The following is an 8,884-nucleotide window of genomic DNA, read 5'->3' on the forward strand; positions in this document are numbered from 1 at the left end:
TGAAATGCAGGTATGTTTATAGTACTCATATTTCGGAGTGATATTTTAATACTCTTTGTATGGTACTATATCAGATATTTCTTTATTAAGTCAGGATTATGTATGCCTCACATTTGACATACTTATTTGACGCTTAATATATAAGTAAAATAATGGGTTGGCAGATAATATTAATTATTATCCGCCAGCCCATTTATTTTATTTAGAATGATTTTTTACTTTTTCCAATACTTCTGTATTTCACCTGTCCACTCGCTCTTGGCATAGACAAATTCATTTTTATCCAATGGAATACACTGATACCCCATTTGGTACAGCTTATCCACTTCAGCGCTATTGCTAAAAACAATTGCCTGGTCATCTTCTCTTTCAGGAAGCTCCGGTATCACTTCATAACGGTTTAACATAAACTGATAAAGATAAAAGATCTGGTGATCTGTCTTTTTTGTGGCATCATAAACATATAATTTCTTTGGCAATTCAACTTTATCTTCCATTTTCTGTACTAAAGCATATCCGGCATTGGCCTTCTTCATATTCTTTTTAGACGCATATTGATCAAAATAGACGCTGGTATATACATACTGGAACATACAGAGACCACACACAATCATTACCGGGATAATCGTTTTATTTTTTTTATATAAATAAATAATCAGTAAAAATACGACAATCGTTATTACACCACCTGGCAAGAAAGTCATTAAATCTACTTTTTGCCCTGGTTTTGAGAGTGACAAAGCAATAAATACTTCTTTTGTAACTCCATTATTTTTTATAAATGGTAAAATTGCACCTGACCAAAATACCTGCAGTATGATAAAGATAATTAATGCAGGTTTAAAATAACGTTTAAACCAATCCAGATTTTTGTAACCACAAACAAATCCAACCATGATTCCCGGACCGAGATAAGGACCAAAGTAGCGGATGTACGTGATTGCTTTCATTGCATATATTTCCGTACCAAAACCATCTTTGACTCCCTCAATTACACCGGGAAGCCAGCTGATTGTTTGAGCTACAATTGTCATTCCAACACAAGCTAATAAATAAACTGAAATTAGAAAATAAAGTTCTTTGTGCTCTAGTATCGTATGATTCTTGTTTTTTAACTTGTCCCGAAGCATACCGAAAAATAACCAGGTCATGAAGACAAAACACAGAATCATGAAACCTCCTGTGAAAACTGAAATAGTATTCAGCTGACCCAGGAACACAGCTAATGCTGAAAACCAGGTCGTAGGATCCAGTATTTTAAAGTTAATAGAAACATTAATCGCTCCGTTACGAACAGTCTCTCCATTTTCAGCTGCCCATACAGTCTTTTGTACCAAGGCTACAAACTGATTACCTCCAAAATAACCGATAATGCCGCCAAACAATACAACCAGCTTAGATACAAGCCAACTTCTATATAAATAAAAATATAGTAGTACCACAAACGCACAAGCAATCCATAAAGTCAATGCACGTGTATGAACTGTTAGACCATATGCTAGAGTTAACATTAGTATTCCTGTCAGGATACTTGTTTTAACTTTCTGTCCGATACTCTTTTTTAATTCTAAAAAAAGTAAAGTTACAATCCAGGTTAATAGTATCAAAATATGTTCATTATAAGTTCTGTTCGGAAACGTCACCACCATATAAGAACAAGCTATAGAAAAGACACATAGAACCTTTCCATTTCGGATCTCAAAATGACGCTGCATAATAACAAAAGCAACTACAGCAACAATAGCCTGCGCCAAAGATGCGCCAATCAACATGCACTTATATATTATGAAAGGATTATCTGTCAACTTAAACAGCCAGAAAAACAATCCATAAAATCCACTTCCATAATATCCAGCTTTCGAAATCACCGCTGACCAGTCTAATCCCGCAAAATGAGCTGCCCCTGACAGGGTTGCTATCTCGTCCGATATCATACGTACCGGATATTCCTGTAAGCACAAATATACCCTTGGTAAAAACGCTATTAAAAAAGCTATGATCAGATAAATATAGTTATGTTTAGTAATTGTTTTCTTCACAATCGTTTCCTTTCATCTATACAGCCTCAAACATGACACTCTTATATCAAAAATAATTATTACCATATTTTTAACTATTTTTCTGTCTCGTCATCCAATAAATTTGATTCTTTACAGATATAAATTGGCCGGTCTTTTACTTCTAAATAAGTCTTTGCCAAATATTCTCCCAATATTCCCATACAAAATAATTGTATGCCACCAACAAATAAGATAATACAAGCCAAAGATGGCCAACCTGCTACCGGGTCCTGAAAAATCAAAGCTCTTAGAAAAATTATTATAACAAACAAAAATGCCAATAAACAAAATAACAAACCTGAAATTGTTGCAATAGATAGTGGTACTATAGAAAATGCCACGATTCCTTCTATGCTATATAATAGAAGTTTCCAAAATGACCATTTGGTTTCTCCTGCAACCCGTTCTACATTTTCAAATTCCAACCATTTTGTATTATACCCAACCCAGCCGAATAATCCTTTTGAAAACCGGTTGTACTCTTTTATTTCTAACAGGCTATTTGCAAACTGCCTGGTCATTAAACGATAATCCCTGGCACCATCCACAATTTCTGTCTTTGATATTCGATTTATAATGCGGTAAAACCTCCGGGCGAAAAACGACCTTATAGGAGGTTCACCTTTTCGGCTTACACGTCTGGTGGCAACAGAATCATACCCTTCTTCTTTAATAGCTTTCATCATCTCAGGCAATAGACGAGGAGGATCCTGCAGATCCACATCCATAATTACGACATAATCTCCTGTCGATTTTGAAATACCGGCAAAAATTGCCGCTTCTTTTCCAAAGTTTCTGGAAAAAGAAATATATTTAATTTGATGATCCTTCTCTGCAAATTCTTTTGCAATTTTTAGTGTTTGGTCTTTAGAACCGTCATCTACAAAAATAATTTCAAATTCAAACTCACTCATATTTTTTTCGACTGCACATATTTCTTTGTAGAAATATGGTATCGCTTCTTCTTCATTGTAGCATGGGACTACAACTGATATTTTTTCCATTATCTACTCCTTGTATTTTGCACACTATTGTAATTAATATATTTAACCATAAACTGATTCTATAAAGAAATTGACTGGAAGAATACTGTCAAAAATCTATAATCCAATTTTTCTCTATTCATAATATTTTAAATGCAAAATAGCTATACCTAACAACTATTTAAAGTAAAACAAACAATCTTATGAATTTCATTATTTAGAAAAGAAGGACTCATCCCCCTGCAACAATAATAGATTATTTTTGATATTTTGTTAGTTCAAGACATATCATACCAATAACGTTACAAATAGTGCCAGAAGAATTTTTAATCCCCCCTATCCATTTTGTAAATGCACCCTGAATAAATGAAAAATAGTATATATCAGAGTACATCACAAAGTAGGCTGAACATCTTCTGCTTGATTTTCCCATACAGTTATTTAATCAATTTTTTTGTTAACCCCCAAATATTTATGAAATGGATTTATTTTAATGAGTTGCTTTTTATTACCAGCCCAAAAATAAAGCACTGATTGATAAATAATATATGAATCAAAGACTAAAGAATTTTCTTATCTACCCTAAAAACTTTATTTTCACTCTCCATGATATCACTCTAACTCAAATCACCTTTTCCACACACTCCAATGCCTGTTGAATGACATTATGCATATCATAGTATTTATATTCCGCCAAACGTCCACCAAATATTACCTTATCTTCTTTTTCTGCTAACTCTTTATATTTAGCAAACAAAACTCCATTTTTATCATCATTAATCGGATAATATGGTTCAACCCCATTTTCCCATTGTTTTGGATATTCTTTTGTAATAACTGTTTTCTTCTGCTCGCCAAATTCGAAATGCTTATGCTCAATTATTCTGGTATATGGAACATCGAATTCCGTATAATTCACAACGGCATTCCCCTGATAATTTTCCTCTTCTAATAACTGTGTTTCAAAATGCAGACTTCTATATTCCAGAGTACCGAAACAATGATTATAGAATTCGTCAATCATTCCAGTAAAAACTGTTTTCTCTGCCAGAGAATCCAGTTCTACCCGATCAGCAAAATAATCTGTGTTTAAGCGAACATCGCTTCCTTTTAACATATTTGAAATGATCTGGGTATATCCCCCAACTGGAACACCCTGATACAAATCATTAAAATAATTATTATCATATGTAAAACGAACCGGAAGTCGTTTAATGATAAAACTTGGAAGTTCCGTACACAATTTACCCCATTGCTTCTGTGTATAGCCCTTTACTAATTTTTCATAGATATCTTTTCCAACCAGCGAAATTGCCTGCTCCTCTAAGTTCTGCGGATCTGTAATCCCACTCTCTGCAATCTGCTCTGAAATTTTTTTCTTTGCCTGATCAGGTGTAATTACTCCCCACATTTTATTGAATGTGTTCATATTAAAAGGCATATTAAATATCTCACCTTTATAATATGCTACTGGGGAATTTGTATATCGGTTAAATTCTGCAAATTGATTGATGTAGTCCCATACCCTTTTATTACTTGTATGGAATATGTGGGCACCATATTTATGTACTTGAATACCCTCAACTTCTTCTGTATAGATATTGCCGCCAATGTGATCTCTCTTGTCAATCACAAGACAAGTCTTTCCTTTTTTTGTAGCCTCATGAGCAAATATGGATCCAAAAAGGCCTGCCCCTACTATTAAATAATTATACATATTTTTCTCCTTTTTCTATACATTTATAACAATTGATTCTATTTCCTTTTTCATTAATTCACATTTCTCATTAGATTCCTGTAAATTCCTTGCTTTTACTCCCATATAAAACTTAATCTTGGGTTCTGTCCCGGAAGGTCTGACGCAGCACCATGCGTCCTCTTCCAAATCAAAATACAGTACATTTGATACGGGGAGTCCGGTTAATTTTACTTCGCCACTCATTTGATTTTTAATTTGACCTTTTTGATAGTCCCGTATCCTTAATACTTTTAATCCCCCAATTGTTTTCAGTGGTTTTTCTCTAAAATTCTGCATGATCCTATGTATTCGCTCATTTCCATCTATTCCCCTTAAAGTAAAGGATAACAGATCCTCTTTAAAATAACCATATTGATCATAAAGCTTCAGCATATAGTCCCATAGAGTCATATGATTACATTTACAATAGGCTGCAACTTCACACAGCATCATCACAGCTGATACAGCATCTTTGTCCCTTGCATAAGTACCTGCTAGACAGCCATAACTTTCTTCTAATCCAAACAAATATTGAAAGGTATCATTTTTTTCAAAAAACTTTATTTGTTCTCCAATGTATTTAAATCCTGTTAATACCTCAATTAAATGTATTCCATAATTATTTGAAAGGACATTAGCCATATTAGTGGTAACAATCGTCTTTATTAAAGCTCCATTTTGTGGTAGAGTACCCTTTTCTTTTCTTTGAGAGATCATATAGTCTGCAATAACCATGCCTGACATATTTCCGGTAAAACTTTTATATTCCCCAGACTTTGTATCCTTTGCATATACCCCTAACCTATCTGCATCCGGATCAGTGGCTAAGATAATATCCGCTCCAACCTTATTGGCAAGTTTAAGAGCCATAGTAAATGCTTTAGGATCTTCTGGGTTTGGTGAAGCTACCGTTGGAAATTTTCCATCTGGTTCTTCCTGTTCTGGCACAACAAAAACATATTTAAACCCCAATTCTTTTAGGATTCTCTGAACAGGTACATTACCGGTTCCATGAAGCGGTGTATAAACAATAGTCATACTGTCAGACACCTTATCAATTACTTTACGATTGATCGTTAATTTATGAAGTTCCTCATTATATCTATCATCTATTTCTTTTCCAATAATTTTATACAATCCCAATTCACAAGCTTGTTCTTTCGATATCGTTTTAACAGAGCGTAAATCAATTACTTTTTTTACTTCCGCAATTATCTCTTTATCTTTTGGTGCCGTTATCTGCGCACCATCTTCCCAATAAACCTTATATCCATTATATTCTGATGGATTATGACTTGCTGTAATTACAATTCCTGCTATACACCCTAATTCTCTGACCGCAAAAGAAAGCTCTGGAGTAGGACGCAATGTTTCGAATTTATAAGTCTTCACTCCATTTGCATTCAGGCATAAAGCTGCTTCATCTGCAAATTCTGGGGACATAACTCTGGAATCGTATGCAATTGCTACACCTTTTGACTCTCCCCCTTGTTGAACAATATAATTTGCCAATCCTTGTGTTGCTTTACGCACAGTATAAATATTCATTCGATTTGTACCTGCACCAATAATTCCACGTAAACCACCTGTTCCAAATTCTAGGTCTTTGTAAAAACGCTCTTTTTTCTCCGCTTCATTATCACTGATTGACTTCAGCTCTTTTCTTGTTTTATCGTCGATATAATTGTCATTTAACCAGTAATCAAACGTATCTCTAAAGTCCATCTTGATATCTCCTCTCAGATTACCCCTTCATAATAGATAATAATAAATTATTTATCCATCAAGCTTAATAATATTTTCAATCCTTTAACGGCATGAGAGTAATAAAAAATATTTTTTTGTAGATTATTACCAGTAGTCTTTTTTGTACTTACTCCATCTAGATGAATAATTTTTAATTCAGGAGTATATAATATTTTATAACCCTTTACATTACATTGATATGATAAAATATCTTCCTCACCGTACATAAAAGTTCCACAATAGAAAGCATTATTTTCTCTTTCTATATAAAGTGGGGAATAAATTATACAAGCTCCTTGTATTACAATATTAGTTTTACTGGTCTTGTAATCTATACTATTCCTATTTCTTATAGTTTTATTATCATATATTTTTTTGTAATATTAAATATTTATCTTTTATATGAAGTAATTTCATTAATTTATAATAATTTAAAAATAATGTTTTTTTTTATCAAAGCCCACGTAGCTTGATTTTTTTGAATAGAGATTTTCTCTTAATGGATTTTGATGAACTTTTTCTGGTGTTACTATATCTGGACCCATTATATAATAATGATAATCCTCAAATATTTCAACTAACTTATCTAAAAAATCTTTTTGTTCTAATATTATATCATTATTGATTACAATAATAAAATCCGAATTTAATTTTTCTCTTGCATAATGGTAACCAAGATTATTACCCTTAGCAAAACCCAAATTACTTTGACTTAACAACACATATATTTTATTATCATTACTATAATTGTCTTTTAAGAACTGACCACTACCATTTTTAGATCCATTATCTACTATAACAATATTATAATTTTTAGAACTCAAATTCTTAATTATAGAGTCAACACAGTTAACAGTGTCATTCGTTGATTGATAATGCAAAATAACAAAACTTATTCTATACATTTATTCACCCCCACTAATCTTTTAATCTCTACTAAAAAACAGAGAATAGATACAACACAAAACAATTTTTTTTTGATTAGCCAAAATAATAATGCTTTTTTGAAATCTGAATGCTGACAGATTAACCGAATTAAAAGATATACTAAAATCACCACTTAAATTACTCAAAAAGCTCTCTTTTCTTTTTCTATAATGATTTGGGTTATTAACATGACAGTAATCTAATAAACAACAAAATCCGAATGACCATACACATCTTTCATAATATACTTCTCTAAAACGTTCAGGGTTTATATCTGAATTAATATATTTTTTATAATAAGTATTTAATAATACAAAATCATCTTTAGCATTAGGATTATATTTTTTCGAAACTGATCCCCCCCAAACTCTATGAAAATAAACGGGTATGTCTATAAACACCCCCCTCTTAGCATGACGAAAACAGTATAAGTTGAAAATACTATCTTCACCTGTTGGAATTCCTTCCGGAAAATTTATTTCATTTTTTCGAACAAAATCTCTTCTATATAATTTGCAAGGGGTAGCTGGCTTAATCAAATGAAAATCATAACTATTCTTTCTATCACGATTAAATGCCGCATATTGAAACTCCTGAAAATCTCTTTCTTCAAAACTAATTGCTTTATTATTAATATTCACATTAATTTCTGTATCCTTAATTTTTAAATCAAACATCTTTTCATTGCGTACTTCCTGATGCTTAATAAAACAAATATCAAAATTAGAATTAAGAAAATCAGAGTACAAAAAAATAAGATTAGGTGCTATTATATCATCACCATCAATAAAACAAATCCACTCTCCTCTAGCTTGTTTCATACCATTATTTCGTGCAATGGAAACACCTTGGTTTTTTTTGATGTATCACATTAATTCTTTTATCCAAATTACAATAACTGTCACATATCTCCCCACAATTATCAGGACTTCCATCATCTACTAAAATTACTTCAAAATCAGTTATACTTTGTGCAATTATACTATCTATACATTGCGGTAAATAGTCTGCAACTTTATATACCGTCACTATAAAACTAACTTTCATATTAGCATCCTCTTATTGCTTTTTTATTGTTATAGAAAAAAATATTATGTTGATTTCTTAAAATATTTATTTATTATCTTTTTTATTTCTACTGGCTCTGCAATTGCATTTACGATTATTATTACAATACTTACAACTAAACTTATAACAATAGCATTTAAAATCCATATTATAAAAGAATTTACTTTCCATATCATAAATTTTTTAAGCAATATGTCAAGTATAATAAACGTTAACATGTTACGTAATATTCTTATATAAGTCTTTTTCTCTAGACTTTTTATAAATGTTTTAGATGTAAAATGTATTGCATCAATACTTCTATAAATATGAGAACATATAGTACCAACTAATACTCCTGCCATACCGTAAGGTTTTACAAG

6 protein-coding genes and 2 pseudogenes are annotated in these 8,884 nt (G+C 31.8%); all 8 read right to left on the reverse strand.

Going from position 1 to position 8,884, the window contains the following annotated elements:
* Window positions 1–215: 215 nt before the first annotated feature.
* Window positions 216–2,039 (reverse strand): hypothetical protein, encoded by a 1,824-nt coding sequence (locus RHS_RS09390; protein ID WP_047833020.1) that lies wholly within the window; start codon window positions 2,037–2,039, stop codon window positions 216–218.
* 74 nt (window positions 2,040–2,113) lie between these two features.
* The gene (locus tag RHS_RS09395) at window positions 2,114–3,064 is read right to left on the reverse strand and encodes a glycosyltransferase family 2 protein (RefSeq protein WP_047833021.1); all 951 of its coding nucleotides are present in this window, start codon (window positions 3,062–3,064) and stop codon (window positions 2,114–2,116) included.
* A 601-nt stretch (window positions 3,065–3,665) separates the two neighbouring features.
* Window positions 3,666–4,760, reverse strand: a complete 1,095-nt coding sequence (glf, locus tag RHS_RS09400; RefSeq protein ID WP_047833022.1) for a UDP-galactopyranose mutase — start codon at window positions 4,758–4,760, stop codon at window positions 3,666–3,668.
* Between the two features lie 15 nt (window positions 4,761–4,775).
* Complete coding sequence (locus RHS_RS09405; protein ID WP_047833023.1) at window positions 4,776–6,506, reverse strand: phospho-sugar mutase; 1,731 nt, start codon at window positions 6,504–6,506, stop codon at window positions 4,776–4,778.
* 47 nt (window positions 6,507–6,553) lie between these two features.
* Window positions 6,554–6,754 (reverse strand): glycosyltransferase family 2 protein, encoded by a 201-nt coding sequence (locus tag RHS_RS09410; RefSeq protein WP_047833024.1) that lies wholly within the window; start codon window positions 6,752–6,754, stop codon window positions 6,554–6,556.
* A 204-nt stretch (window positions 6,755–6,958) separates the two neighbouring features.
* Entirely contained in the window at window positions 6,959–7,432 is a 474-nt protein-coding gene (locus tag RHS_RS09415) for a glycosyltransferase (RefSeq protein ID WP_047833025.1), read from the reverse strand.
* A 21-nt stretch (window positions 7,433–7,453) separates the two neighbouring features.
* Window positions 7,454–8,501: pseudogene (locus tag RHS_RS30685) on the reverse strand (glycosyltransferase family 2 protein).
* Between the two features lie 44 nt (window positions 8,502–8,545).
* A pseudogene (locus RHS_RS09425) lies at window positions 8,546–8,884 on the reverse strand (hypothetical protein); the annotation flags it as partial.

Origin of the sequence: Robinsoniella sp. RHS (assembly GCF_001029355.1) — a bacterium.
In the GTDB taxonomy this organism is placed as follows: Bacteria; Bacillota; Clostridia; order Lachnospirales; family Lachnospiraceae; genus Robinsoniella; species Robinsoniella peoriensis.